This is a genomic window from Mesorhizobium sp. M00.F.Ca.ET.216.01.1.1, assembly GCF_004010325.2.
Lineage (GTDB): Bacteria > Pseudomonadota > Alphaproteobacteria > Rhizobiales > Rhizobiaceae > Mesorhizobium.
Genome location: NZ_SADR02000017.1, coordinates 23,933 through 47,797, shown reverse-complemented (window position 1 = coordinate 47,797; position 23,865 = coordinate 23,933). Strand labels below are relative to the sequence as shown.

Here is a 23,865-nt window from a genome sequence, read left to right as displayed (position 1 = left end):
GTTTTTTGATAGCAAAAAGAAAGCGCTCCCTCCTCCCTGTTAGCGGCCTCGCGAGGCAGCGCGCCTAGCTGTGAGCAGCCGCTAACTCCTTCACATGCTTCTCATGCATCCGCAGCGTCGGCAGCGTCTTCTCGGCGAATACCTTCAGCGCCGGGTCGTCACCGGACTGCGCATAGGTGGAAAACAGCGCCAGCGCCTGCTTGTGCGCCTCCATCTGCAGAGCGATGTATTTCGCCTGGAAGGCATCGCCGTCGAGCCGTTTGAGCTGGTCCAGCATCGCCTGGTCTTTCGGCTGCAGGGCCGGACCGCTTGATGTCACCGAGGCCGTGGTCTGGCTCCGTTCGAGAGCCGTCTTGAAATCCTCGCCAGCCTTGGTGTGATCCTTGATCATCAGCGCGGCGAAATCCTTCACATCGGCGGCGACATTCTTTTGTTCGGCCAGCTTGCTGCTTTCGATCTCGAACCGGTTGGCGCTGGGCACCGTTCTGGAGAAGGTTGCGGTGTCGACCTTGGTTTCGCCGGCAGAAGGTAGATCGGGCGACGTGGCGGATTGGGCGAAGGCCGCCGGTGCACCGGCAAGCAAAGCGACCGTGGTAATAGTGAGATGCGTTCTCACATGAAGACTCCGGGTTCGCGGTCCCCAGACAGTTCAACGCGACACGAGCGACGAAGTTGCGCGACGCATAAAACGTGATCGCAGGGAGGCGGACGAGGATGCCGGACACAGCGAGGCGTCGGCAATCCTGCCCGCCCGGCGCTGACGTGCCGGTCGAGGCCTCGCCGCCTTTCGTATCCCTGCGAGGAGAAAAGAAAAGCAGTCAATCTCAACTACAGCACGCATCGGCATACTGCAGCTGCTCTCGCCAGGCCTGCGACCTGCCTTCCGGGGTGAAATCCATCAGGTTCCATGGCGTGTCGACCGTGCACAGCGCGCGCGGGTCCTGGCCGGGCTCGGGCTCCGCGTAGCCCAGTTCCGACGACCAGAAATGCCGGATGCCCTCGGCATCGCGGTGGAACACTGACAACATCGGCAGCTGCGCACCGTCCTCGGCCTCGGCATGATAGTCGCGCTTGAAGCTGTTGCCGGCCGAGGAGAGCAGCCGCATGTTGGCCCAGTCGCGCTCGCGGCCTAATGTGACCAAATTGTCGAGCGAGGTCTTGGCGACCACGGCGAAGTTGAAGCCGGCGGCCGTCATGTGCCCGACGGCGCGGTCGAGATGGTCGAGCAACGCGGTGCAGGACGGGCATGGCTGGTCCTGCACCGCGAGCTTCGCCGTCTCGCCACTCGTCGCCACGTCGCGCGTCTCCTGCGGGTGGCGCGGGAACATCATATTGTAGATCAGGAGCGTATCCTGGCCCGGCGCAAACAGCTCAGACAGCTTTATGCGAACCGGCTGGCCATCAGCATCGAGCCCGTCGAACACATAATTCTGTGGCACCAGCCCGCCCGGCGGCAGCCCACGGCGGGCAATCGCCACATCCTCCATGGTGCAGCGCAGCTCGATTTCCTTCTCCAGCAGCTTTTCGCGGGCGCTGCGGTATTCCTGGGATTCGTTGGGAAAGCTGATCATCGTCATCTCCATCTGCGGTGCTTTTCTTGGGCGGCACTGCCCGGGTCGCGGCAACGCGCATTGCCTCCCAAGGACGCAAGGCGCGAGACGGTTCCGACATTTTTGCGCGCCCGGTCGGCGATGAAGACCCGTGCTTTCGACGCCATAAATTCGCCATCACAGGGACGAACGATGCTACTGTGCCGGCACCGGGCAGTTCGCATCACCCTCCTGGCAGTTGAGATAGCCTTGGAAATCCTTCAACCGATTGTTGGTGAGGACCTCCTGGCAACCGGCGACGACCATCGGATACATGCTACCGGCCATATCGGGCGGGCCTCCCTGGAACGCGCATTCGGCGTTGCGGAAGGTGACCCAGGCGCGCTGTGCATTGACCAGCAGCTTCTTCGCCGCCGCATCGCCCTTCAGCCGGCCCTCGATCTGCTTGTAGGCGTCGTTGAGTTTCTTGTCGGCCTCGGTGAACGACTTGCCGGCGCATTCGTTCATGGTCGCCTGGTCCTGCGCGTTGGCGCAATCGTCGGCCCGGGCGACGCCGGTAAGAAGCGGAACGATGAGGACCAAGGTGGCCAGGCCTGTTCTGGAAAGCAAATGCCGCATCATATTTCTCCGGTTTCGGTCGAGACCCCGCCGCGGTACGAGGACCGCAAGATCGAAGCTTAGTCATCGAGCGAGTACCGGCAAGATGCTGCCTGCCGCCGTGGTGGACAGATCCTTTCCGGATTTTCCTCCTTGCCCCGCGCAAGCGGCCGCAGTAGCCCATCGGCAGCGCGGCGGACGGCCGGCGTCGAACGAGCGCGTCGAAGCAGAGATATGTCGGAGATAAAAGGTGCGCTGCCGGAACCGAAGGCGCCAAGCAGGCGGGTCCCGAACCCCAGCCCGGGGACCCGCCAGGGAGTGGCTGACACATGCCGGCGCAGCCTCCTCCGATACCTTGCTCGCCGCCGAGTGGGCGGCGTGTTGGTGCATTAGCATTTGCTTGTGGCGGCCTATGTGAAGCAGCTCACAAACCGCATGCGCTTTCTCCGGCGCGATGTTTCATCGTGACAAACGGTGCCGGAAATTCCGCAAGGCGGAGCTGCCCTATCCTTCCCAGGCGACCGGCTTCATGCCCAGCCGCTCGTAGAGCCTGACGGCGTCGGCGTTGGCGACCGTGTTGGTCTTCAGGTCGACATGATCGGCACCACGCACGCGAAAAATCATGAAGGCGTGTCGTATCAGCGCCTCCGCGATGCCGCGGCCGCGCGCCTCTGGATGAACGGCAAGATCTTTCACGAAAGCCCTCGCCCAGCACAGTGCCGCCCCCGCCAGCCGGCCGTGGCGGTCGATGACCAGGAAACACAAAGCGGGGTCGAAATCCTTGTCGCCGGAAATGCGCGGCCACCAATCCTCGAACGGCCCGTCGGAGCCGTCGTCGAACACGGCGGCAAGCAGCGTGTGCAAGGCGAGCGCATCGGCGGTCTCGAAGCCGCGCATGACGAAGCCTTCGGGCCAGCGCGGAGGGGCAAGCGCGTCGTCGAGGATCTTGCGCAGCCGGATGTCGTTTGGCGCCGGCGGGCGCGGCTCAGGCATCAGGCTGCATGCGACGGCGCAGGCTATCGCTGCCGAGGCCGGTCGCCTCGAGCAGGCCCTTGCGCTTGGCATCGTAATAATAACCGCGCTGGTAGAGCTGGTCGGCGCGCTTGGCATTGCCGTTCGAGACAAGCCAGGCGCCGCGCAGATATTTCACCGCATATTTCAGATTGGTCTCGGCGTCGAACAGGCCGCTCGCCGGCCCGTCATAACCCATGCCGTGTGCCGTCGCGTGTTTGATCTGCATCAATCCCCAGTGGCCGTGATTGTAGGCTTTCGGGTTGAAGGTGCTCTCGCGGTTGACGACACTGCGCACCAGGTTCACTGGCACCTCATAGAGGGCGGCATACTTCTCGATCAGCCGTTCGATCTCGCCGCGTGGTCCAGTTGCGTGCTCCAACGGCGGGTCGACTGGGGCTAGCACGGCAGGGTTCTGCGGCACGACGTAGGCGGCCTGCTGAACGCCCGGCATGGCAGTTGGCTGAACGGCTGTCTGGCCGGTGACCGGCATGGCGACGGCGGCGGTAACATAGACAGGTGCTGCGCCGGCCGTCATCACGGCGGGCGCGGCCAGCGGAATCGGTCCGGCAAAGGCGGCGGGCTGAGCAGATGCAGCTGCGGATTCGTCGACGGCCAATGCTGCGGTCTGCACCGGTGCGATGCCGGACGATTCCGGCAGCACCGAAACCGTCTCCGGCAGCGCCAGCGTGAAGCCGGCATCGCTACCCGCCTCGGCAGCTGTTTCGGCGAGGGCAGGCGCGGCCTTCATCTGCGAGGTCGAGGTGCAGCCGCTGAGACCGGCCGCAGCGAACATCACGCCGATTGCGGGAAAAATGATTTTTGCTGGCAAGCCGCGCTCGGGTCCGGTTCATCGGGTTGTGTTAAGAAGGCCTTACACCAGCGTCTTTCGCTCGGCAATCCGCAGCCTGTTGTGGACTGCCGATGGTTTTCGGGTGGCGAGAGCAGCCTGGAAATGCGATATGTCGTTCTCGATATGTACCGTCCGTTTCTCGGAAAGGAGCACATCATGCAAACCTCCTCCCACGCCGTTGCCGGCCACGCGGTTTTCGAAACCGCCCTTGGCTTCATGGGCATCGCCTGGAGCGAAGCGGGGCTGACCAGGCTTTGCCTGCCGCAGCGCAATCGTGACGCGGTGGAACGCCGGCTGCTGCGCCATGCCGGCATCGCCGGGCAAGCCGCAAGGCCCGAGCCGCAATGGGTCACCGAACTGATCGCATCGATAAAGGCCTACGCCGCCGGCGAAGACGTCGATTTCTCCGCCGTGCCGGTCGACCTGGCCGGGGTCGATGATTTCCGCCTCGCCATCTACGACGCGGCGCGAAAGCTCGCCTTCGGCGAGACCACCACCTATGGCGAACTTGCCAGGCGTGCCGGCCATGCCGGGCTGGCGCGGGAAACCGGCGCAGCCCTCGGCGCCAACCCGGTGCCGCTGATCATCCCTTGCCATCGCATTCTTGCCGCCGGCGGCAAGATCGGCGGTTTTTCAGCACCCGGCGGTTCGACCACCAAGGAAAAGATGTTGGCCATGGAAGGCGTGCGCGTCGGCCCGCCGCCATCGGCGCAGGTGTCGTTCGGATTCTGATCCGGTACGTCTGTCTTAGTCCTGCAGGATGCGACGGCGGAAATGCCGGTTCGTTTCCGGCCGCTTGCACTTGTAGACGGTGCAGGATCTGGTGTCGGCGCTCGGCACCGACGCCCGCGCCGTGACCTCGCCCATGTTGCAGAATTGCTGGGTCTGCACATAGCGGTCGTAAAGCGGCAGCCCCGGTACGCGCCCCGACGGGTAGCGCAGGATGACGGCGCCCTCCCTGGCGATCGTCGCCTGCACCCTGCCGCAGCTCATGCGGGTCGGGTCGTAGCGCGAGATCGCCTGCGCCTCGGCGGCCACCAGCGTCAGGCAGATGGCAAGCAGAACAGTTTTCATGGTCCTCTCCCAAAACCCGCATCGGTGCCCGAGGCAGCGAAAGGGCGCGGCTTCGGTATGTTGCGACGGTTTCACTCGATTGGGGCGGCCTTTGGGCGGCGCCGCAATCGTGCTTTTTCGACACGGTCTTGTTTTTGGCGCAAAAGCGGCCTATATGCGGTCCATTGATATTTCGGCCGATCGATCGGGCCTCGCGATCTTCGCGTTTGCTGACGTCTATCTCCAAAATCTCGATACAAACCGGCTGAACTTCGGTTCGGTCAAACTAAAGCAAATGTGAAGGACTATCAAAATGGCAACAGGTACGGTCAAGTGGTTTAATTCCACCAAGGGCTTCGGCTTCATCCAGCCTGACAATGGCGGCGCGGACGTTTTCGTCCACATCTCCGCTGTCGAGCGCGCTGGACTGTCGACCCTGGTCGAAGGCCAGAAGATCAACTTCGAGATCGAGCAGGACCGCCGCACTGGCAAGTCGTCCGCCGGATCTCTGAGCAAGGCAGCCTGATTTTGCGAATGGCGCGCGCCGGGCGACAGCTCGGGACGGGCGGCAAGTCACGGATGTACTGACGGTCGCGCGAGAAGCGGGCCGGAGCGGAAGGACCCCGACAAGCCGAAGCAGCAGATTGCTGCCGGCCCGGCCCAAATGCTCCAGATCAGGCTACCAAGAATGGAAAGGCGGGATTTGTCCCGCCTTTTTGTTTGCCTTTTCCACCTCAGATTTCATGCCGTCGGCCGAAGGCCGCAAGCCCGACCGGGCTCGCATCCGTTACCAGTGATTTGTTTTGGCGCGATCATCAGCGCCGCTGATGCAGCGGAATGACCTTGTTGTCCACGCCGAGCAGCGCATCGATGGCCAGCGGCTCTTCATTGAAGATCGTGCCGGCCAGCGCCGGCCGAGCGAGATGGAAACCCTGCAGCAGGTCGACGCCGCCGTCCAGCGCAACGCGCAGATGCACGGATCGCTCGATCCCCTCGACCAGCACCTTGGCGCCACGGTCATGCAGCATCGAGACAAGCGGCCGGAAGAACCGTTCGGCAGCGGCATGGCGGCAGAATTCCGCAAACCAGGCACCGTCGATCTTGACGATGTCGGGCGCGACAAGGCTGATCCGTTCTTCGGTCGAGTGTCCGGTGCCAAAATCGTCGATGGCGATACGAATGCCGTCTCGACGCATCTCGCGGACCAGGCTGACGAGAACCTTGTCGTCGGCCGCCTGCTCGGTGATCTCGCAGACCAGCATGCCCGGATGCAGATCGAAATCGCCGAGATGCCTGGTCATCAATCGGATTTCGGCCATCGCCCGCCCGGGGTGGTCGTTGATCAGCGGGTTGTAGTTGAAGAACAGGTCGAGCCCGTCGACGCCGATGTTGCGGAAATTCCTCAAGTGCAGCATCCGGCACATCGTCTCGACGAACAGACGGTCCTCTCCCGGAATGCAGTCGAAGAACATCGATGGCGCAACCGGCCGGGCTGCGCGATGTGGTTCGATCAGCCCTTCGACCGCGACAGCCTTCAAGGATCTGCCGCGCGGCGCGAAGATCGGCTGGTAGGCGCTTCGCAGCCGGAATGCGCCGTAGACGCCATACTCGATCCCGACCTCGTCGGCATAGATGGCCTCACCGACATCGCGTCGCCTGTCGGGGCGTCCTGTCATCGCACCGTCCTGCGCCCGAATGCCCTCACCGGCCGCGCTGAAGGCGCCGCGCTCGGGCTGGCAGGTGCATTGCCCGCATCGGTCGCCGCCGCGGACGACTGCATATCCTTGCCGAAGACGCGAAAACTGGTCGGCGCGATTTCCGGACGCGCCAGCACGAAGCCCTGCACCATCGAGGCACCCGACTTTTCCGCCAGCTCAAGCTGCCAGCCTTTCTCGATGCCCTCGAATACCGTGCGGATGCCCTGCTGCTCGAAGCTCGTCACCATGGCGGTCAACAGGGCAAAGCCGGCGCCGGACTCCATCAGTTGCGTGATCCAGTGCGCATCGAACTTGACGATGTCCGGCTTGAGCTCCTTGATGCGGTTGATGTCGGATTCGTCGGCGCCATAGTCGTCGACAGCGATACGAAAACCGTTGGCCCTGAGCGCCTCGACGAAACTGTAGAGGCTTTCCTGCGACGCCGACTTCTGCTCGGTCACCTCGCAGACGACACGGCGCGGATCGATGCCCGCCTCGTGCAGCACCAGCCGCATGTCGCGCAACGCCTTGTCGACAATGGCCCGGTCGGTGAATACCGAAGGGTCGAAATTGACGAAGATCGATGCTTCCTCTGGCAGGCAGGCGCCTGCGTTGAGAAGGTGCAGTGTCCTCGTCAGCGCCTCGACGTGCAGGCGGTCGCCCGCCGGACAGGTGCTGAAAAAACTCATCGGCGACTGTGGCTCGCCATCGCGAAACGGCCGGATAAGCCCCTCGAACGCGGCGACCGACAGCTTGCCGTCCTTGAACGCGAAGATCGGCTGGAAGGCGCTCTGCAGCGTGTAAATACCCCAGACACCGGTGGAGGTGCCGTCATCATGACGGATGATATGGGCAAGCCCGATGCTGCGCGACACGGTTCCTCGCTCCGCGAGACTGGCGGATTGGATTGCGATCCTGCCACTCAAGGTTTTATCGGCCGTTGGTGAATTTATTGTTGCCGGGGATTTGATGTTGCCGAGGAATTGAGGTCTGGCTCATCCAACAATGCTTGCGCTTGGTGAGATGATGCGACATGAGAGGCGCCGCGGCCGCCCTCGGCCAGCGCTGACCTTCTTTGGAGAAATCTGGTCATGGCCTTTCTTGCCGACGCCCTTTCCCGCGTGAAGCCTTCCGCGACCATCGCGGTGACGCAGAAAGCGCGCGAGCTGAAAAACGCCGGCCGCGACGTGATTGGCCTTGGTGCTGGCGAGCCCGATTTCGACACGCCCGACAACATCAAGAACGCGGCGATCGAGGCGATCCGCCGCGGCGAGACAAAGTATCCGCCGGTTTCCGGCATCGTGCCGCTGCGCGAGGCGATCGCCAACAAGTTCAAGCGCGAGAACAATCTCGACTACCGGCCGGAGCAGACCATCGTCGGCACCGGCGGCAAGCAGATCCTGTTCAACGCCTTCATGGCAACGCTGAACCCCGGCGATGAGGTGATCATTCCGCGGCCCTACTGGGTCAGCTATCCCGAAATGGTGGCGATCTGTGGCGGCACCTCGACCTTTGCCGATACCTCCATCGACAACGGCTTGAAGTTGACGGCGGCAGCGCTCGAAAAGGCGATCACGCCGCGCACCAAATGGCTGTTGATGAACTCGCCGTCGAACCCGTCGGGCGCCGCCTACACCGAAGCGGAACTCAGGGCGTTGGCCGACGTGCTTTTGCGGCATCCCCATGTCTGGGTGCTGACCGACGACATGTACGAGCACCTGATCTATGGCGACTTCGTCTTCAAGACCATCGCCGAGGTCGAGCCAAAGCTGTATGAGCGCACGCTGACCATGAACGGCGTGTCGAAGGCCTATGCCATGACCGGCTGGCGCATCGGCTATGCGGCCGGGCCGGTGCCGCTGATCAAGGCGATGGACATGATACAGGGCCAGCAGACCTCCGGCGCCTGTACCATCGCCCAGTGGGCATCGGTCGAAGCGCTGAACGGTCCGCAGGATTTCATCCTGAAAAACAAGGTGATCTTCCAGGGCCGGCGCGATCTCGTCGTGTCGATGCTCAATCAGGCACGCGGCATTTCTTGCCCTTCGCCAGAAGGCGCCTTCTACGTCTATCCTTCCTGCGCCCAGTTGATAGGCAAGAAGACGAAAGCCGGCAACGTCATCGACAGCGACGAGACCTTCTGCACCGAACTGCTCGAAACCGAAGGTGTGGCTGTCGTGTTCGGTTCGGCCTTCGGCCTTGGCCCGAACTTCCGCATCTCCTACGCTACGTCGGAAGCATTGCTCGAAGAGGCCTGCACACGCATCCAGCGCTTCACCGCCTCGCTGAATTGATCAGCCGCGTCGTCGGCATGAAAAACCCGGCCGCGAGGCCGGGTTTTTCGTATCGGCTCAAGAAGTCTCAGCCGCCATATTGTTCGTCGGTCACTTGCTCCAGCCAGTCGGCATGCGAGCCGTCGAGCGCTTCCTGCATGGCGATATGCGTCATCGCCGATTTCGGCCCGGCGCCGTGCCAGTGCTTTTCATTAGGCGCAAACGAGATGACGTCGCCGGCCTTGATCTCCTGTATCGGCCCACCCCACGTCTGAGCGCGGCCGGCGCCGGACGTGACATAGAGCGTCTGGCCAAGCGGATGGGTGTGCCAGTTGGTGCGCGCGCCCGGCTCGAAACTGACCATGGTGGCCCTGAGCCGCGCTGGCGCTTCCTTCTCGATGATCGGCGTCTGGAATACCCGGCCGGTGAAGTATTTTTCCGGCGCGATGATGGTCGGGACGCTGCCGCAGGTAATGATTTTCATCTTCGGCAATCCTCAATCTGGTGGCGAACCGATCGGCATGAAAACCGCCAGCCTCAAATCCACCGCAATAGCCGCGGCCAGAACCGGCCGGTTCGTTCGCGATAGACCTCATAGGCACTGGCTAGCGTCGTGCGCGAAAATTTCTTCTCTTCGTCCAGTGCGGCGATCACGTAGATCGCGATTATCCCGGCAACAGGTACCACCGCCCAGATCGACCAGGTTGCCAGGCCCCATCCGATCCAGAAGATGATGTATGAGGCGTAGAACGGATGGCGGATGTAGCCGTAGGGGCCGTCGGTTACCAGACTGTGGGGATTGTCGGAATCGAATGCGAAGCGCAGCCGCGCCTTGCGCGACGTGGCAATCGCCCACCAGAACAGCGCCGAGCTTGCCAATTCAATGGCGAGCCCGCAGATCTTCGCCGATACCGGCTGCCCTCCAATCCACAGTATCGCGAGAAAGAACAGCGCCGTGCCGATCACGACCGCCGAAATCACCATCGCGCCCGAAGGCATGGTCGGCGATTGGAAATGAGCTCGCATCGACCAGACATACTGGCCAAGCGTTGCGATGCTGCTGATCGAGACGAGAAGATCGAGCCCACGTTCCATTAGCAAGACTCCGAATTCGCTGTCATGGATTCGTTTCATCATATTCGGTCGTCACAGAGAAATCCTTTTTTAACCACACATCCAAAGAACATCACACATCTAAAGAACATATAGACCCTGGGATGCGATGCTGGCCGTCAGGCAATCTGAAGGTCCAACCCGAATGAGTGTTTTTGACCGTACGATCCGCACGCCGCAAGCGGACTTGCGCCTCAGCCAGTCGTCGGGGTCCGGCATCCCCATCGTGATGATCCATGGCTCGGGCAGTTCGCGCGCTGTATTCGCCCGGCAATTCGAAAGCCCTCTCGCCGATGCCCATCGGTTGATCGCCTTCGATCTTCCCGGCCATGGTCAATCCTCGGACGCCCACGATCCGACGACGGCCTATACGGTCGCCGGCCTTGCTCAATGTGCGGCCCATGTACTCGACCTTTTGGAGATCGGCCACGCCATCATCTTCGGCTGGTCGCTTGGCGGGCACGTTGCAATCGAGCTCGCAAGCTTCCACCGGGCGGTCAACGGGTTGATGCTGACCGGCGCCCCACCCGTATCGAAGGGCCCATTCGGCATGTTGCGCGGCTTCCATGCCCATTGGGATATGCTGCTCGCTTCCAAACGGGTGTATTCGGAGCGCGATGCCGAGCGTTTTGAAACACTCTGCTTCGGCGATACCGCCGATCCATCTTTCCGCCGCGCCATATTGCGCACAGACGGCAGGCTGCGCGCTGCGGTAACGCGCAGCCTGATCAGTGGCAAAGGCGCTGACCAGAAGCAGGTGGTCGAACAAGCCACATTTCCGGTCGCGATCGTCAACGGCGAAAACGATCCGTTTGTCCGGCTCAGCTATTTTGAAACGCTGGCCTACGGTTCCCTGTGGGAACATTGCCATGTCGTCCCCGATACCGGGCACGCTCCCTTCTGGGAGCGTCCGGACCTGTTCAACCCGCTGCTGTCGCGCTTTGCCGAAACGGTAGCAATACAGAGTGCGAAAGCAACCACGCTGGCGCGGCGCCAAACCCGGGCCAGCTGAGCCGTTTCAAGAGGATTCTGGCCTTCAATGGCTGGGCCGCCGTCGCCGCGTTCTTGAATGCTGCCGCCCACCAGGTCGGCCATCTTCAAATCCCTTGCCCTCCCGGCTAACCCGTGGGACGATGTCTGCGGGCAGGTGGCGATTGAAAAGAACCCCGCCCGCGACGGTCGACAGGCCGGCCGCCGCCCCCAGGGAAACGCCTGAGTGGAGGTCAGTCATGGGTACTCGCGCCGGAGGACGACGCACGGGACCGAAATGCATTGCCATAGTCGGTCCCTTCGCAAGCGGTAAGACGACACTTCTCGAAGCAATATTGGCCCGTACGGGCGCCATTCCCCGCCAGAATCCCGTTTCGTCGGGAAATACCGTTTCCGATCATTCTCCCGAGGCCCGTGCCCACGCCATGAGCGTCGAGGCGACCTTCGCCACCACCGAATTCATGGGCGAGCAGCTCACCTTCGTCGACTGCCCCGGCTCCATCGAGTTCTCCTTTGAGGCTGAGCCGGTGCTCGCCGCCTGCGATGCCGCGGTGGTTGTCGCCGAAGCCGACGAAAAGAAGATTCCTGCCCTGCAGCTGATCATGCGCAAGCTCGATGACCTCGGCGTGCCGCGTATTTTGTTCCTCAACAAGGTCGACAAGGCGATATCAGGCGTGCGCGACACGCTGAAGATGCTGCAGCCGACAAGCTCGGTGCCGTTGCTGCTGCGCCAGATTCCGCTGCGCAAGGACGGTGTCGTCATCGGCTCGATCGATCTGGCGCTGGAGCGCGCCTACATCTATCGCGAATATGCCGAAAGCGAGGTCGCCCAGATTCCGGACGACGAGAAGGCACGCGAGTTGGAAGCGCGCTTCTCGATGCTGGAGACGCTGGCCGACCATGACGATCAGTTGATGGAGCAATTGCTCGAGGAGATCGAACCGCCGAAGGACGCCATCTTCGACGATCTCGCCGCCGACCTGCGCGCCGGCACAGTGACGCCGGTGCTGATCGGCACCGCCGAAAAGGGCAATGGCGTGCTGCGCCTGCTGAAGACGATCCGCCACGACGCACCGGATGCCGAAGCGACCCGCAAGCGGCTTGGCGCTCCTGACGGCAATGCGACCGTGGTTCAAGTGATGAAGACCATCCATACGGCTCATGGCGGCAAGCTGTCGGTTTCGCGCATCCTGTCCGGCCAGCTTGCCGACGCCTCCGAGCTCTTCCTCTCGAACGGCGAAACAGCAAAAGTCTCCGGCATCTACAGGATGCTCGGCAAGGACCAGTCCAAGCTCACCGCCGCCGGGGCCGGCGACACCGTCGCGCTCGGCAAGCTCGACAACGTCAAGACCGGCCAGACGCTGAGTTCAGCCAAGGGCGGCATCAAGCCGCTGGTTACGCTGGCGCCGCCGCAGCCGGTCTTCGCCTTCGCGCTGCGGCCGAAGGAACGCAAGGACGAGGTCAAGATGTCGGCGGCCATCCATCGCCTTGCCGAGGAAGACCCCTCGCTCAACTTGCACCACAACCAGGATGCCGCCGAAACCGTGCTGTCTGGCCATGGCGAAATGCATCTGCGCGTCGTGCGCGAGCGGTTGGAAGGCAAGAACCAGATCCCGGTCGAGGGCCATGCTCCGGCCGTGCCCTACCGCGAGACGATCCGCAAATCCGTGCAGCAGCGCGGCCGCCACAAGAAGCAGTCGGGGGGCCATGGCCAGTTCGGCGACGTAGTGATCGAGATCAAGCCGCTGCCGCGCGGCTCCGGCTTCCAGTTCACCGACACCATCACCGGCGGCGTCGTGCCGAAGACCTATATCCAGTCGGTCGAAACCGGCGTGCGCGACTATCTGAAGTCGGGACCGCTCGGCTTTCCGGTGGTCGATGTCGCCGTCAATCTGTCCGACGGCTCCTACCATAGCGTAGATTCGTCGGACATGGCCTTCCAGATGGCGGCGAAATTGGCGATGAAGGAGGGCATGGCCGCGTGCTCGCCGGTGCTGCTCGAGCCGATCATGAAGGTCGAAATCGTCACGCCGTCCGATGCGACCTCGAAGATCATCGCCCTCATCCCGCAGCGGCGCGGCCAGATTCTCCGTTATGACGCGCGGCCCGGCTGGCCGGGCTGGGATGTCGTCGAGGCGACAATGCCGCAGGCGGAGATCGGCGACCTGATCATCGAGCTGCGTTCGGCGACCGCAGGCGTGGCCACTTATCGCTGCGCCTTCGACCACATGGCCGAGCTGACCGGGCGTCTCGCCGACGAGGCAATGAACGCCAATCACAAGGCTGCCTGAATCCGGGCTTTGAGGGCCGACACAAGGAAACGGCGTCCGGATGATCCGGACGCCGTCCTATTGCGGACCGTCTTCGCGGGAGGTGAGACGGCAGGTCCGCCGCATGGTCTCCGCCAGCCCTGTTGGGTTCGACGAAACAAAGGTCCGGACGCGGTAGCCGCCTGAGCCCGGGCCGTCCGAGTGATGCCCCCATCTCCCGGACGACCACACCGCGTCCTATGCTCTACTTAATCGATAGAGTGCGTCTGCGACATGTTACCTGAGGTTACATGTCACTGTTACGCGGCAATGTTGTCGATTTTCCTGGCGGGGTCCGGGCAACAAAAAAGCCGGATCAATGAAGATCCGGCTGAGTTTGATTGGAAGTGCCGATTAGGGCTAACCTCCAGAGGGGAACACTCGAGGGCGCTAATGGGAGGAGAACGCGCCCAGGAGATGAACTACATATGTGCTCATCATGCCCAAGAAACAAGCATCTATTTTGCAACACACGCATGCAAAAAGACGCAGGCTGTGGTCTAACCCATTGTCGAGTTTGATAAGACCAGAAAAAATCGTCCAAATAGAGTGCGCGGCCGGGCCAAAGCCGTTGCGAAACGGCGAATCAAGGCCGATTCCGCTCCGAAAATGCGGAAAAACGCCGAGTGACGTGGAATCGGGCAGGACGCGTTTATTTTTATGGCAGGAGACCTCAATGCGCACATTTTCGGCGATCGCCGGCAGCGCGCTGTTCTTCATCGCCGCGCCCGGCGTCGTCGCAGGACTGCTGCCTTGGCTGTTGACGGGTCGCTACCGTCTGCCGCTGTCGACAGTGCCCGGCTTCGTCGCGGCCGGCTCGGTCCTTGTCGTTGCCGCAGCAGCCTTGCTGCTTCATTCCTTCGCCCGGTTTGCCCTCGAGGGTCTGGGCACGCCAGCCCCGGTGGCGCCGACCGAAAGACTGGTGGTCGGCGGTATCTACCGACACGTGCGCAACCCGATGTATGTGGCGGTACTGTCGATCATCTTCGGCCAGGCGCTGCTGTTTTCGAGCTGGCTCCTTGTCACCTACGTCGCCGTCGCCGCCACGGCGATGGTTTCGTTCGTCAAGCTCTACGAGGAGCCGACGCTTGCCCGCCGCTATGGCGCCGAATACGAAGCCTATCGCCGCGCCGTTCCCGGCTGGCTGCCTCGCCTGAGCCCGTGGCGGGGCTAGGGTCCGCCTTGGTGCAGGCAGCTTCAGAACGACCAACTGCGCGCCTTGGCGATGATGAAATCGCGAAAGACATGCAGCTTGGCCTGGTTCTTCATCGCGTCCGGATAGGCGAAGTACGTGTCGAAGGATGGCACCTCGGTCTCCGGCAGCAATTGCACAAGGCCTGAGTCCTTGCTGATCACATAGTCGGGCAGCATGGCGATGCCGGCGCCGCCTTGCACTGCGCGCTTGATCGACAATATGTCGTTGATCTGCAGCGTCGGTACCCTTTGTCCACCTTCGAAATCGCCGACCGTTTCCAGCCAGTTCAATTCCGACAGATGCGCCGGCACCGGCACGCCGAACGTGACGATGCGATGGTTCTTCAGCTCGGCGATCGAAGCCGGCTTGCCGTATTTGTTGACGTAGGACGGAGCCGCGTAGAGATGGAAATGCACGGTGAACAAACGGCGCTGGATAAGATCCGGCTGCTGCGGCTGGCGCAGCCGGATCGCGCAGTCCGCTTGGCGCATGGTCAGGTCGAGCTCCTCATTCGCCAGGATGAGCTGCAGGCTGACCTCGGGGTAGAGCTCGATGAACTCCTGCACGCGCTCGGTCAGCCAGCCGGCTCCAAGACCGACCGTGGTGGTCACCCTGAGTACGCCGGAAGGCCGGTCCTTGGTCTCCGTCAGCCGTGACTTGATCGTCTCCAGCTTCATCAGCACGTCGTGCGCCGTGCGGAACAGCATCTCGCCCTGCTCGGTCAGCACCAGCCCCCGGGCGTGGCGGTTGAACAATGGCACGCCGACGTCATGTTCGAGCGCGCTGACCTGCCGCGAGATCGCCGATTGCGACAGATGCAGCGTTTCGGCGGCATGGGTGAACGACCCAGCTTCCGCCGCAGCGTGGAACACGCGTAGCTTGTCCCAGTCCAACGCCATGATGCCCCTCGTTCTGTTTTTGGCGTCTGAATGAAAAATCAGGCTTTTGAACGGCTTTCCTCAGCCGCTTCCTTACTCCGCCGCTTCGCGGTGAACCTCGATGCCGGCCAGGTATTTTTCCGCTTCGAGTGCGGCCATGCAGCCGAGCCCGGCCGCCGTCACCGCTTGGCGGTAGATATCGTCGGTCACGTCGCCGGCGGCGAACACGCCCGGCACGTCGGTGCGGGTCGAATCCGGCGCCGTCCACAGATAGCCATTCGGCTTCTGCTTCAGCTTGCCGACGAACAGCTCGACCGCCGGCGCATGGCCGATCGCCACAAACACGCCTTCGACCTTCAAATGGCTTTCCTGCCCGGTCACCGCGTTGCGCAGCTTCAGCCCTTCGACCGAGGGCGGCAACGGCGTCTTGCCGGGCCGGCCGGTGATCTCGTCGACGACGGTATCCCAGATGACGCGGACATTATCCCTCTTGAACAGCCGCTCTTGCAGGATGCGCTCGGCGCGGAAGTCGCTGCGCCGGTGAATGACAGTCACGCTCTTGGCCAGGTTGGAGAGATAGAGCGCCTCCTCCACCGCGGAATTGCCGCCGCCGATCACCGCGACATCCTTGCCGCGGTAGAAGAAGCCATCACAGGTGGCGCAGGCCGACACACCGAAGCCCATGAAGGTCTGCTCGGTCGGAATGCCCAGCCACTTCGCCTGCGCGCCGGTGGCGATGATCAAGGTGTCGGCAGTGTAGGTGGTGCCGGAATCACCCTTGGCGCGGAACGGGCGCACGTTGAGGTCGACCTCGGTGATGATGTCGCTGATGATGTCGGTGCCGACGTGCTCGGCCTGCTTGAGCATTTCGCCCATCAGCCACGGGCCCTGGATCGGATCACCAAAGCCCGGGTAATTTTCGACATCGGTGGTGATCATCAGCTGACCGCCCTGCTGCAGGCCGGCGACCAGCATCGGCTTCAGCATGGCGCGGGCGGCATAGATCGCCGCGGTGTAGCCGGCAGGGCCGGAGCCTATGATCAGAACGGGCGCGTGCTTGACGGTCATAGAGGCGCTTTCACAACAACCGGACGCAGATCAGCGTCCGGCATAGAGGTCGATTTTCGGTGCTAATCTAGGTGTTGCAGGCGACGCCAGCAAGACGACTTGCAGTTCGTCCCCGGAAAGCTTCGGTGCAGGAGTCAAACCCACGAATATTCGAAGCCTTTCCGAAAATTCCGGCCGAAGGGATGGAATGGACAGCGAAGTCGTTTAATTACAAGGTCACGAAAGATTCTTGCGCTTGCGAAAGCCGCCAATGCCACTCAAGGCCGATCTCGATGCCATCGACTGGAAGATCCTGCACGAGCTTCAAGACGACGGCCGCATGACCAATGTCGAACTGTCGAGCCGTGTCGGCATTTCGGCGCCGCCATGCCTGCGCCGCGTCAGGAGGCTGGAGGAGACAGGTATCATCCGCGGCTACCGCGCCTTGCTCAATGCGCCGGCGCTTGGCATGGACGTCGTCGCCTTCTGCCTTATCGGCCTGCATCACCAGGCCGACGCCGAACTCAAGACCTTCGCCGAGCGCACGCGTGGCTGGCCGATCGTGCGCGATGCCTGGATGGTGTCGGGCGAATCCGATTTTCTGCTGCATTGCGTTGCCAGCGATCTCGGCGCCTTCCAGACCTTCGTCATCGAAGAGCTAGCCTCGGCGCCGAATGTCGACACGGTGCGCACCGCGCTGACCATCCGCAAGGTCAAGGATGAAGGCCTGGTGGCGTTCCCTTAACTCGTAGTAAGCGCTTCAATTGCGGCCAGCAGTCCATCCAGGTCGTTACGATCGCTCAGCGGCAGAACCTTGAACTCCGGCTGATCGCAGGCCTCGCCATCGACAAGCCAACCGCGCGACAGACCGGCGCGCTGCCCCGCTTCCATGTCCGCCGGCTTGTCGCCGACAATCAGCGAGCGCTTGAGATCGAGCCCGAGACGCTTCGCCGCCTCGATCAGCATGCCTGGATTTGGCTTGCGCATCGGATGGTCGGCGATCGCGAGCGGCCCGATGCCCGCTTCGTGGTAGGCGCAGGCGACGACCATATCGATGAAGCCGTTTCTCTCGCGAAGCAGGTCAAGCACGCGGCCGTTGACCACAGCGAAATCGCCCCAGTCGAAATAGCCGCGCGCGATGCCCGACTGGTTGGTGACGATGACAACCGGGATATTGTTCCGGTTGGCGGCCTCGATTACCGGCGCGATGTCGTCCCGTAGCATGATACCAGCCGGATCATTGGGATAACCGGTATCGACATTGATGGTGCCGTCACGGTCGAGGAACAGCGCCGGTGAGCCGGCTGGAAAAACCCTGGTGCCGATGCGCTCCACCCACAGGCCCGGCTCTTCCAGCGGATACGGGTTCACGACCCTGTCAGCCATTGCAGAGACGCGCTTCGACCACCTCGCACAGATGGTGATAGAGGCACAGATGTCCCTGCTGGATGATCGGCGTCGAGGTCGAAGGCACATTGAGCAGGACGTCCGATAGCGGCCTGAGCTTGCCGCCGGTGTCGCCGGTCAAGCCGATCACCGTCATGTCCATCGCGCGCGCCTGTTCGGCGGCGGCGAGGATGCTCGGCGAATTGCCGCTGGTCGAAATGGCGAGCAGCACCGCGCCGGCCGAGCCATGCGCCTCGACCTGGCGCGAAAACACCGTGTCGAAGCCGTAATCATTGCCCCAGGCAGTCAGCACCGCCGCATTGGCCGGCAGGGCAATGACATTGTATGCCTTGCGCTCCTTCAGGAAGCGCCCGACCAGTTCCCCGGCGATGTGGATCGCGTCGCTGGCCGACCCGCCATTGCCGCAGATCAGAAGCGCCTTGCCTTGCGAAAGCGCCGCGACGACGGCTGTGACAGCCCGCTCCATCTCGCCGGAGAGATCGCGCTCGACCATCGCGGTGATCGCGGCCGCTGAGCGGACCAGATAGTCGTTCAGTTCGGACATGGAACCCTCAGTTGGTCGCGCGCAGTTTGCCGATCGTACCGGTTGTGCTCTTGCCGGCGACGAGATCGACCAGCACCACGCGCCCGCCTGCCTTCTGCACTACGTCGGCGCCAACCACCTCGTCGACCGTATAGTCTGCGCCCTTGACCAGTATGTCTGGCGACAGCGCCTCGATCAGGGCAAGCGGTGTATCCTCGTCGAACACGACGACCGCGTCGACCGAGGCAAGGGCTGCCAGCACGCAGGCCCGGTCATGCTCGTCATTGACCGGGCGCCCGGGCCCTTTCAGCCGGCGCACCGAGGCATCGCTGTTGAGGCCCAGCACCAGCCGGTCGCACTGGCTGCGCGCCGCGTGCAAAAGGCTGACATGGCCGGCGTGAAGGATGTCGAAGCATCCGTTGGTGAAGCCGACGCTCAAGCCTTCGTCTTTCCACGCCGCCACCAGCCGCGCAGCGGCAGCGGCATCGAGGATCGCATCCCTGTGGGCAATCGGTCCATGCGAGCGAAACAGCGCCCCGGTGAGTTCTTCGACCGTCAGCCGCGCGGTGCCGCGCTTTCCCACCACCACGCCGCCCGCAGCATTGGCGATGGTGGCGGCCATGACGCGGTCGGCGCCCGCTGCCAGAGCCAGCGCAAACGTCGCGATCACCGTGTCGCCGGCGCCCGAGACGTCGAACACTTCCCTCGCCTGCGTGGCGACATGCCAGGCGTCGTCCGGACCGACGACGCTCATGCCTTTTTCGCTGCGCGTCGCGACGACGAAATCGAAGCCGTGCACCGAGATCAACTCGCGTGCCGCCGCCACGATCTCCTCGTCGGCAAACACTGCACGGCCGACCGCCTGGCCGAGCTCCTTGCGGTTTGGGGTGATCGCCGTCGCCCCGGCATAGCGTGCATAGTCGCTCCCTTTCGGATCGACCAGCACCGGCTTTCCCGCATCGCGGCAGACCGAGATCAGCTCGCCGGCGACGCCGTCGAGCAGCATGCCCTTGCCGTAATCGGACAGGATGACGATGTCGGCCTCCGCAAGCGCTGCACGAAAATGCCGGATCAGCGTCGCCCGCTCCGTGTCGCCCAGCGGCTTGATTTCCTCCTCGTCGAAGCGCAGCACCTGCTGGTTGAGGGCGCTGAAGCGGCTTTTCGACGAAGTCATGCGCTCACGGTCCTTTGCAATACCGCTGGCATCGACACCAAGCTCAGTGAGCATCCGCATGAGATTTTCGCCCGCCTGGTCGGCACCGATCACCGAGACCGGTACCGCGGCAGCGCCGAGCGAGACGATGTTGAAGACGACATTGCCGGCGCCGCCCATCGCCAGCATCTCGCCGCGCCCATGCAGCACGGGGATTGGCGCTTCCGGCGAGATCCGCTCGATCACCCCGTTGACGAAACGGTCGAGGATGAAGTCGCCGACCACCAGCACGGTGACGCTGCCGAACCGCGAGATGACGCGGTGCAAGGGTTCGGGAGAAGGCAGGTGATGCTTGATCATGTCATTGGCAACGCGCGGGAAAAGCCGATCTCAGTGCTCTTGGTAACGCTCGATTGGCAAGGCCGATCGCTCATGGCGAAGCCGATATACCGCAATTCGGCCCAGCGCAACGGCCGCCGTCGAGCGGTCACGGCCAACGCCGGTTGACCGATCAGCTTTTCTGCAAGGCGACATGAACGCCCAATCCGACGAGCACAGCGCCGCCCGCACGCCGCATCAGGCGCTGTGCGCGGCTTGAGCGCCGCAGCCTGGCGATCACCGCACCTGCCAACACCACGCACACCACATCCGCCGAGGAGAACATCAGATTGACGATGGTTCCAAGAACGACGAACTGGAGCCAGACGGGAAACGCCGCCGACGCATCGATGAACTGCGGCAGGAACGCCATGAAGAAGATCGCCGTCTTGGGATTGAGCACCTCGACGGTGATGCTCTCGAAAAAGGCGCGGTGCGCGGATTTCGGCTCAATGCCGGGCATGACCGCTTCTTCGCCTTGCGCCTTGGCGCGCAACAGCGAGACGCCCAGCCAGATCAGATAGAGCGCACCGACCAGCTTGACCGCCATGTAGAGCGCCGGCACGGCGTGGAAAAGCACGGACAACCCGGCAGCGGCGGCGATGACATGCACGTAGCCGCCAAGATGTATGCCCAATGCCGCTGTCAGGCCGGACCAGCGGCCGCGCGCCATGGTTTGCGCGGCGGCATAAAGCATGGCCGGGCCGGGGATATAGGCGAAGATCGCCGTGGTGGCGAAAAAGGCGATAAGCAGTTCCGTCGACGGCATTGGCTTGCTCCTGTCGCGATCCCTGCCGATCGCAGCGTGCCGACTGAAGCGGGAGCTTTGCGGCGCCACTGTGACGCCCGCATCTTCAGCTTCTGCCTGCTTTATCGACAGCCCCGCCAGCCTCCCCTATAAGAGCCGGAATCGGCAAACGAAACCAGAGGCTTTCATGATCATCGTCACGGGCGGCGCCGGCATGATCGGCTCCAACATCGTCGCCGCGCTCAACGCTGAAGGGGTCAGCGACATCCTTGTCGTCGATGACCTTACCGACGGTCACAAGATCGCCAACCTCGCCGATCTCCAGATCGCCGATTACCTCGACAGGGCCGAATTCCTCCCGCGCATCGAGGCGGGAGACCTGGGCCGCATCGAGGCCGTGTTCCACCAGGGCGCCTGCTCGACCACCACCGAGTGGAACGGCAAGTTCATGATGGAGGTGAATTACACCTATTCGAAACGGCTGCTGCACGCTTGCCTGGCGCTGCGCGTGCCGTTCCTCTATGCCTCCTCGGCCTCTGTCTATGGCGGTGGTGACGAGTTTCGCGAGGAGCCGCAATGCGAGCGGCCGCTTAACGTCTATGCCTATTCCAAGAAACTGTTCGATGACTACGTTCGCCGCACCGTCTTCGACACCGACCATTCGCCGGTAGCCGGACTGCGCTACTTCAACGTCTATGGGCCGCGCGAGGCGCACAAGGGCGCCATGGCCTCGGTTGCCTTCCATTTGTTCAACCAGGTCCAGCGCGGCGAGAACCCGAAGCTGTTCGGCGCCTATGACGGTTTCGGTCCTGGCGAGCAGAGCCGCGACTTCATCCATGTCGGCGACGTCGCCGACGTCAATCTGTGGCTGTGGAGGCGCGGCCTAAGCGGCATCTTCAATTGCGGCACCGGAAAGGCCCAGCCGTTCCGCGCCATTGCTGAAACGGTGATCGGCACGCTCGGCAAGGGCGAGATCGAATTCGTCGATTTCCCCGACCACCTCAAGGGCAGCTACCAGAGTTTTACGCAAGCTGATATGTCGCGGTTGCGCGCAGCCGGCTACAATGGCCAATTTCGCGCTGTGGAAACCGGCGTCAGAGACTATGTCGAATGGCTGAAAGCCCAACGATCCTCGTGATCGGCCCACGCTGGGTGGGCGACATGGTGATGGCGCAGTGCCTGTTCTCGGCGCTGAGGGAGCTTCATCCGAACGCCGCAATCGACGTGCTGGCCCCGGCCTGGGCTGCACCGCTGGTCAAGCGCATGCCCGAGATACGCCAGCAGATCGACTTGCCGCTGAAGCCCGGAGCGCTCGAGTTCCGCATCCGCCGGCGCTTCGGCCGCCTGCTGCGCGGCCGCTACGACATGGCCTATGTCATGCCGGGAAGCTGGAAGTCGGCGTTGATCCCGTTCTTTGCCGGAATTCCGCGCCGCGTCGGCAATCTCAGGGAAATGCGCTATGGCCTGCTGACCGACATCGTGCCGCTGCCCGAGGCGGTAAAGCGGCGCACGGCGCAGGCTTATTTTGGCCTCGCCAACGGCGGCACGTTCCGCGCACCAAAACTCGTCGTCGACACAAGAAACCAGGCGGCGTTGCTCGACCGCTTCGGGCTGAAGGCGGGAAAATTCGTCGCGTTGATGCCTGGCGCCGAGTTCGGCCTGGCGAAACGCTGGCCGAGCGAAGGCTATGCCGGCCTGGCTCGCGAGATGATGGCGAAAGGGCTCAAGATCGCGCTATTCGGATCGAAGAACGATGCTGAGGTGACGGCGGAAATCGCCACGCTTGCGCCTGGCGTTGTCGATCTGGCCGGCCAGACGCGGCTGGAAGACGCCATCGACCTGATCGCGGCAGCCCGGCTGGCGGTGTCGAACGACAGCGGGCTGATGCATGTCGCCGCGGCGGTCGACACACCGATCGTTGCCGTCTACGGCTCGACATCGCCTGAAAATACTCCGCCGCTCGCCGAGCACCGCGAACTGGTGTGGCTTGGCCTCTCCTGTTCGCCTTGCCACAAGAAGATCTGCCCGCTCGGCCATCTCAACTGCCTGAAGACGTTGGATGTCGCACAGGTCGCGGCGGCCGCGGACCGGCTGCTGGAAATCCCGGCCGCCGCATGAAGGTACTCATCGTCAAGACATCCTCGATGGGCGATGTTATCCACACGTTTCCGGCCGTCGAGGATGCGCGCCGCAACCGCCCGGATGTCTCGTTCGACTGGTGTGTGGAAGAGGCTTTTGCCGGCATCGTTGCCTTGCATCCGGCGATCGGAGAGATCCATACCGTAGCCATAAGACGCTGGCGCAAACAGCTGCTTGACGGCGACACATGGCGTGAGGCGGCAGGCCTGCGCCGCGCCTTTCGCAATTGCCGCTACGACCTCGTCATCGATGCACAGGGGTTGCTGAAATCGGTTCTGGTGGCCAAGCAGGCCGCAGCGCCGATCGCCGGCTTCGACGGCTCGAGCGCGCGCGAACCTTCGGCGAGTTTGTTCTACGATCGCCGCTACGCCGTGCCGCGCGACCTGCACGCCATCGAACGCACGCGACGGCTGTTCGGCTTGGCGCTCGGCTACGAGCCTGATTTTTCGACGCTGCAGTCCGGTATTGTACCGCCGCCTGGCAGTATGGCAGGGATCAGCGGAAAGACCGCCTTCCTGCTGCACGGCACCAGCCGCGAGGACAAGAAATGGCCGGTCGGCGACTGGATCGAAACCGCTCGCCTTTTGATGAAGAGAGGAATGACGCCGGTTACAACCTGGTCGAACGACAGGGAAAAGGCGGTTGCCGAAGCGATCGTGCAGGCCGTTCCGCAGACCGTGCTGGTGCCGAAATCGCCACTTGCCGAGATCGCCGCGATCATCGGCCGCGCGGTACTGGTCGTCGGCGCCGACACCGGCCTCACCCATCTCGCCAGCGCCTTCGGCCTGCCGACAGTGGCGATCTTTCTGGCGACCGAACCCGGTCTGACCGGGCCGCGCGGACCGTTCTCATCGACGCTGCTGGCCGTGCCCGGCGGCCGCGTCACGCCGGCTGAAGTGATGGCGGAGGCCGAAAGGCTGCTGGCGCTCAAATCGCAAGCCCCGGCGTAGG

General features: G+C 63.0%; 27 protein-coding genes. 11 read left to right on the top strand and 16 right to left on the bottom strand.

The window, feature by feature from the left end; translation table 11 throughout:
• Nucleotides 1-64: 64 nt before the first annotated feature.
• The 5 genes from EN859_RS21470 to EN859_RS21450 form a co-directional block, all read right to left on the bottom strand.
• On the bottom strand, nucleotides 65-616 hold the full coding sequence (locus EN859_RS21470; protein WP_127854753.1) for a DUF4142 domain-containing protein: 552 nt from the start codon (nucleotides 614-616) through the stop codon (nucleotides 65-67).
• A gap of 208 nt (nucleotides 617-824) precedes the next feature.
• Nucleotides 825-1,571, bottom strand: a complete 747-nt coding sequence (locus EN859_RS21465) for a DUF899 family protein (RefSeq protein ID WP_127854752.1) — start codon at nucleotides 1,569-1,571, stop codon at nucleotides 825-827.
• A 174-nt stretch (nucleotides 1,572-1,745) separates the two neighbouring features.
• Nucleotides 1,746-2,168, bottom strand: a complete 423-nt coding sequence (locus tag EN859_RS21460; protein WP_127854831.1) for a lysozyme inhibitor LprI family protein — start codon at nucleotides 2,166-2,168, stop codon at nucleotides 1,746-1,748.
• Between the two features lie 483 nt (nucleotides 2,169-2,651).
• Nucleotides 2,652-3,140 carry a GNAT family N-acetyltransferase gene (locus EN859_RS21455; RefSeq protein WP_127854751.1) on the bottom strand — a complete coding sequence of 163 codons (489 nt, stop codon included), beginning with the start codon at nucleotides 3,138-3,140 and terminating at the stop codon, nucleotides 2,652-2,654.
• Nucleotides 3,133-3,990, bottom strand: coding sequence for a lytic transglycosylase domain-containing protein (locus EN859_RS21450; protein ID WP_127854750.1), 858 nt, complete (start codon nucleotides 3,988-3,990; stop codon nucleotides 3,133-3,135). Before EN859_RS21450 ends, EN859_RS21455 begins: the two co-directional genes overlap by 8 nt.
• Before the next feature lie 177 nt (nucleotides 3,991-4,167).
• Here EN859_RS21450 and EN859_RS21445 point away from each other — a divergent pair, with 177 nt between their 5' ends.
• Nucleotides 4,168-4,743, top strand: a complete 576-nt coding sequence (locus tag EN859_RS21445) for a methylated-DNA--[protein]-cysteine S-methyltransferase (RefSeq protein ID WP_127854749.1) — start codon at nucleotides 4,168-4,170, stop codon at nucleotides 4,741-4,743.
• Nucleotides 4,744-4,758: 15 nt separating this feature from the next.
• Here the strand turns inward: EN859_RS21445 and EN859_RS21440 are convergent, their stop codons facing one another.
• On the bottom strand, nucleotides 4,759-5,085 hold the full coding sequence (locus EN859_RS21440; protein ID WP_127854748.1) for a hypothetical protein: 327 nt from the start codon (nucleotides 5,083-5,085) through the stop codon (nucleotides 4,759-4,761).
• Between the two features lie 91 nt (nucleotides 5,086-5,176).
• On the opposite strand from EN859_RS21440, the gene EN859_RS21435 reads away from it, so the two are divergent.
• Both EN859_RS21435 and EN859_RS21430 read left to right on the top strand, forming a co-directional pair.
• Entirely contained in the window at nucleotides 5,177-5,365 is a 189-nt protein-coding gene (locus tag EN859_RS21435; protein WP_127854747.1) for a hypothetical protein, read from the top strand.
• A gap of 12 nt (nucleotides 5,366-5,377) precedes the next feature.
• Nucleotides 5,378-5,590 carry a cold-shock protein gene (locus EN859_RS21430; protein WP_112396569.1) on the top strand — a complete coding sequence of 71 codons (213 nt, stop codon included), beginning with the start codon at nucleotides 5,378-5,380 and terminating at the stop codon, nucleotides 5,588-5,590.
• 289 nt (nucleotides 5,591-5,879) lie between these two features.
• On the opposite strand, the gene EN859_RS21425 is transcribed toward EN859_RS21430, so the two are convergent.
• Entirely contained in the window at nucleotides 5,880-6,740 is an 861-nt protein-coding gene (locus EN859_RS21425; protein ID WP_127854746.1) for an EAL domain-containing protein, read from the bottom strand.
• A complete protein-coding gene (locus EN859_RS21420) occupies nucleotides 6,737-7,636 on the bottom strand; it encodes an EAL domain-containing protein (RefSeq protein WP_127854745.1) in 900 nt (299 codons plus the stop codon). The genes EN859_RS21425 and EN859_RS21420 overlap by 4 nt, the downstream gene beginning before the upstream one ends.
• A 216-nt stretch (nucleotides 7,637-7,852) precedes the next feature.
• Here EN859_RS21420 and EN859_RS21415 point away from each other — a divergent pair, with 216 nt between their 5' ends.
• Nucleotides 7,853-9,055, top strand: a complete 1,203-nt coding sequence (locus tag EN859_RS21415; RefSeq protein WP_127854744.1) for a pyridoxal phosphate-dependent aminotransferase — start codon at nucleotides 7,853-7,855, stop codon at nucleotides 9,053-9,055.
• 67 nt (nucleotides 9,056-9,122) lie between these two features.
• On the opposite strand, the gene EN859_RS21410 is transcribed toward EN859_RS21415, so the two are convergent.
• Both EN859_RS21410 and EN859_RS21405 read right to left on the bottom strand, forming a co-directional pair.
• Nucleotides 9,123-9,518: a cupin domain-containing protein gene (locus EN859_RS21410; RefSeq protein ID WP_127854743.1), complete on the bottom strand. Its 396-nt coding sequence runs from the start codon at nucleotides 9,516-9,518 to the stop codon at nucleotides 9,123-9,125.
• 53 nt (nucleotides 9,519-9,571) lie between these two features.
• Nucleotides 9,572-10,129: an isoprenylcysteine carboxylmethyltransferase family protein gene (locus tag EN859_RS21405; RefSeq protein WP_127854742.1), complete on the bottom strand. Its 558-nt coding sequence runs from the start codon at nucleotides 10,127-10,129 to the stop codon at nucleotides 9,572-9,574.
• Between the two features lie 163 nt (nucleotides 10,130-10,292).
• On the opposite strand from EN859_RS21405, the gene EN859_RS21400 reads away from it, so the two are divergent.
• The 3 genes from EN859_RS21400 (at nucleotide 10,293) to EN859_RS21390 (ending at nucleotide 14,620) form a co-directional block, all read left to right on the top strand.
• Nucleotides 10,293-11,159, top strand: a complete 867-nt coding sequence (locus EN859_RS21400) for an alpha/beta hydrolase (RefSeq protein WP_127854741.1) — start codon at nucleotides 10,293-10,295, stop codon at nucleotides 11,157-11,159.
• A 217-nt stretch (nucleotides 11,160-11,376) separates the two neighbouring features.
• Nucleotides 11,377-13,428 carry an elongation factor G gene (locus EN859_RS21395; protein ID WP_127854740.1) on the top strand — a complete coding sequence of 684 codons (2,052 nt, stop codon included), beginning with the start codon at nucleotides 11,377-11,379 and terminating at the stop codon, nucleotides 13,426-13,428.
• Nucleotides 13,429-14,122: 694 nt separating this feature from the next.
• Nucleotides 14,123-14,620, top strand: a complete 498-nt coding sequence (locus tag EN859_RS21390) for an isoprenylcysteine carboxylmethyltransferase family protein (RefSeq protein WP_127854739.1) — start codon at nucleotides 14,123-14,125, stop codon at nucleotides 14,618-14,620.
• A gap of 23 nt (nucleotides 14,621-14,643) precedes the next feature.
• Here the strand turns inward: EN859_RS21390 and EN859_RS21385 are convergent, their stop codons facing one another.
• On the bottom strand, nucleotides 14,644-15,540 hold the full coding sequence (locus tag EN859_RS21385; RefSeq protein WP_127854738.1) for a LysR family transcriptional regulator: 897 nt from the start codon (nucleotides 15,538-15,540) through the stop codon (nucleotides 14,644-14,646).
• Nucleotides 15,541-15,612: 72 nt separating this feature from the next.
• Nucleotides 15,613-16,587 (bottom strand): thioredoxin-disulfide reductase, encoded by a 975-nt coding sequence (gene trxB / locus EN859_RS21380; protein ID WP_127854737.1) that lies wholly within the window; start codon nucleotides 16,585-16,587, stop codon nucleotides 15,613-15,615.
• Nucleotides 16,588-16,837: 250 nt separating this feature from the next.
• Between trxB and EN859_RS21375 the strand changes: the two genes are divergently transcribed.
• Nucleotides 16,838-17,311 (top strand): Lrp/AsnC family transcriptional regulator, encoded by a 474-nt coding sequence (locus EN859_RS21375; RefSeq protein ID WP_127854736.1) that lies wholly within the window; start codon nucleotides 16,838-16,840, stop codon nucleotides 17,309-17,311.
• Here EN859_RS21375 and EN859_RS21370 read toward each other — a convergent pair.
• The 4 genes from EN859_RS21370 to EN859_RS21355 all read right to left on the bottom strand — a co-directional run bounded on the left by EN859_RS21370 (nucleotide 17,308) and on the right by EN859_RS21355 (nucleotide 20,796).
• Nucleotides 17,308-17,952, bottom strand: a complete 645-nt coding sequence (locus EN859_RS21370) for an HAD family hydrolase (RefSeq protein ID WP_127854735.1) — start codon at nucleotides 17,950-17,952, stop codon at nucleotides 17,308-17,310. The two genes, EN859_RS21375 and EN859_RS21370, sit on opposite strands and share 4 nt — an antisense overlap.
• A complete protein-coding gene (locus EN859_RS21365; protein ID WP_127854734.1) occupies nucleotides 17,945-18,517 on the bottom strand; it encodes an SIS domain-containing protein in 573 nt (190 codons plus the stop codon). Before EN859_RS21365 ends, EN859_RS21370 begins: the two co-directional genes overlap by 8 nt.
• A gap of 7 nt (nucleotides 18,518-18,524) precedes the next feature.
• Nucleotides 18,525-20,009 (bottom strand): D-glycero-beta-D-manno-heptose-7-phosphate kinase, encoded by a 1,485-nt coding sequence (gene rfaE1 / locus EN859_RS21360; RefSeq protein ID WP_127854733.1) that lies wholly within the window; start codon nucleotides 20,007-20,009, stop codon nucleotides 18,525-18,527.
• Nucleotides 20,010-20,160: 151 nt separating this feature from the next.
• Complete coding sequence (locus EN859_RS21355; protein WP_127854732.1) at nucleotides 20,161-20,796, bottom strand: LysE family translocator; 636 nt, start codon at nucleotides 20,794-20,796, stop codon at nucleotides 20,161-20,163.
• Nucleotides 20,797-20,962: 166 nt separating this feature from the next.
• On the opposite strand from EN859_RS21355, the gene rfaD reads away from it, so the two are divergent.
• The 3 genes from rfaD to waaC are packed head-to-tail and all read left to right on the top strand — an operon-like array spanning nucleotide 20,963 to nucleotide 23,864.
• Nucleotides 20,963-21,913, top strand: coding sequence for an ADP-glyceromanno-heptose 6-epimerase (gene rfaD / locus EN859_RS21350; protein WP_127854731.1), 951 nt, complete (start codon nucleotides 20,963-20,965; stop codon nucleotides 21,911-21,913).
• Nucleotides 21,886-22,893, top strand: a complete 1,008-nt coding sequence (gene waaF, locus EN859_RS21345) for a lipopolysaccharide heptosyltransferase II (RefSeq protein WP_127854730.1) — start codon at nucleotides 21,886-21,888, stop codon at nucleotides 22,891-22,893. Before rfaD ends, waaF begins: the two co-directional genes overlap by 28 nt.
• Nucleotides 22,890-23,864 (top strand): lipopolysaccharide heptosyltransferase I, encoded by a 975-nt coding sequence (gene waaC / locus EN859_RS21340; protein WP_127854729.1) that lies wholly within the window; start codon nucleotides 22,890-22,892, stop codon nucleotides 23,862-23,864. The genes waaF and waaC overlap by 4 nt, the downstream gene beginning before the upstream one ends.
• Nucleotide 23,865: the final 1 nt, after the last annotated feature.

Excerpts from the sequence above, each read along its gene's own strand:
- EN859_RS21365 (WP_127854734.1), bottom strand. The coding sequence starts at position 18,517 with ATGTCCGAACTGAACGACTATCTGGTCCGCTCAGCGGCCGCGATCACC.
- rfaD (WP_127854731.1), top strand. The coding sequence starts at position 20,963 with ATGATCATCGTCACGGGCGGCGCCGGCATGATCGGCTCCAACATCGTC.
- EN859_RS21425 (WP_127854746.1), bottom strand. The coding sequence starts at position 6,740 with ATGACAGGACGCCCCGACAGGCGACGCGATGTCGGTGAGGCCATCTAT.
- waaC (WP_127854729.1), top strand. The coding sequence starts at position 22,890 with ATGAAGGTACTCATCGTCAAGACATCCTCGATGGGCGATGTTATCCAC.
- EN859_RS21415 (WP_127854744.1), top strand. The coding sequence starts at position 7,853 with ATGGCCTTTCTTGCCGACGCCCTTTCCCGCGTGAAGCCTTCCGCGACC.
- EN859_RS21455 (WP_127854751.1), bottom strand. The coding sequence starts at position 3,140 with ATGCCTGAGCCGCGCCCGCCGGCGCCAAACGACATCCGGCTGCGCAAG.
- waaF (WP_127854730.1), top strand. The coding sequence starts at position 21,886 with ATGGCTGAAAGCCCAACGATCCTCGTGATCGGCCCACGCTGGGTGGGC.
- rfaE1 (WP_127854733.1), bottom strand. The coding sequence starts at position 20,009 with ATGATCAAGCATCACCTGCCTTCTCCCGAACCCTTGCACCGCGTCATC.
- EN859_RS21405 (WP_127854742.1), bottom strand. The coding sequence starts at position 10,129 with ATGGAACGTGGGCTCGATCTTCTCGTCTCGATCAGCAGCATCGCAACG.
- EN859_RS21430 (WP_112396569.1), top strand. The coding sequence starts at position 5,378 with ATGGCAACAGGTACGGTCAAGTGGTTTAATTCCACCAAGGGCTTCGGC.
- trxB (WP_127854737.1), bottom strand. The coding sequence starts at position 16,587 with ATGACCGTCAAGCACGCGCCCGTTCTGATCATAGGCTCCGGCCCTGCC.
- EN859_RS21370 (WP_127854735.1), bottom strand. The coding sequence starts at position 17,952 with ATGGCTGACAGGGTCGTGAACCCGTATCCGCTGGAAGAGCCGGGCCTG.
- EN859_RS21400 (WP_127854741.1), top strand. The coding sequence starts at position 10,293 with ATGAGTGTTTTTGACCGTACGATCCGCACGCCGCAAGCGGACTTGCGC.
- EN859_RS21390 (WP_127854739.1), top strand. The coding sequence starts at position 14,123 with ATGCGCACATTTTCGGCGATCGCCGGCAGCGCGCTGTTCTTCATCGCC.
- EN859_RS21375 (WP_127854736.1), top strand. The coding sequence starts at position 16,838 with ATGCCACTCAAGGCCGATCTCGATGCCATCGACTGGAAGATCCTGCAC.
- EN859_RS21385 (WP_127854738.1), bottom strand. The coding sequence starts at position 15,540 with ATGGCGTTGGACTGGGACAAGCTACGCGTGTTCCACGCTGCGGCGGAA.
- EN859_RS21460 (WP_127854831.1), bottom strand. The coding sequence starts at position 2,168 with ATGCGGCATTTGCTTTCCAGAACAGGCCTGGCCACCTTGGTCCTCATC.
- EN859_RS21445 (WP_127854749.1), top strand. The coding sequence starts at position 4,168 with ATGCAAACCTCCTCCCACGCCGTTGCCGGCCACGCGGTTTTCGAAACC.
- EN859_RS21355 (WP_127854732.1), bottom strand. The coding sequence starts at position 20,796 with ATGCCGTCGACGGAACTGCTTATCGCCTTTTTCGCCACCACGGCGATC.
- EN859_RS21465 (WP_127854752.1), bottom strand. The coding sequence starts at position 1,571 with ATGATCAGCTTTCCCAACGAATCCCAGGAATACCGCAGCGCCCGCGAA.
- EN859_RS21410 (WP_127854743.1), bottom strand. The coding sequence starts at position 9,518 with ATGAAAATCATTACCTGCGGCAGCGTCCCGACCATCATCGCGCCGGAA.
- EN859_RS21395 (WP_127854740.1), top strand. The coding sequence starts at position 11,377 with ATGGGTACTCGCGCCGGAGGACGACGCACGGGACCGAAATGCATTGCC.
- EN859_RS21440 (WP_127854748.1), bottom strand. The coding sequence starts at position 5,085 with ATGAAAACTGTTCTGCTTGCCATCTGCCTGACGCTGGTGGCCGCCGAG.